The following is a 267-nucleotide window of genomic DNA, read 5'->3' on the forward strand; positions in this document are numbered from 1 at the left end:
GGTTGATAGGCACGGTGTGGAAGCGCTGCAAGGCGTTGAGCTAACGTGTACTAATGGCCCGTGAGGCTTGACCCTATAACACCCAAGGGGTCTGGTCGTGATGATGACGAAGCATTAAAAAGCCGGATACGCAGCGTGTGGCCTGACTCAAACGAGCAGGCGGCACAATGAGACGATCACAAACAGCATGATGTACATTAACAGTTACGCCTGACGACCATAGCACGCGTGAACCACCTGATCCCTTGCCGAACTCAGAAGTGAAAC

At 52.8% G+C, this 267-nt stretch carries 1 protein-coding gene; it reads right to left on the reverse strand.

Annotation, left to right across the window (positions count from 1 at the left end; genetic code table 11):
• Positions 1 to 73: 73 nt before the first annotated feature.
• Positions 74 to 267: hypothetical protein (locus RO22_RS25135; protein ID WP_235270550.1), on the reverse strand; the 194-nt coding region annotated here is incomplete at its 5' end.

The organism is Halomonas sp. KHS3 (assembly GCF_000830495.1).
Lineage (GTDB): Bacteria > Pseudomonadota > Gammaproteobacteria > Pseudomonadales > Halomonadaceae > Vreelandella > Vreelandella titanicae.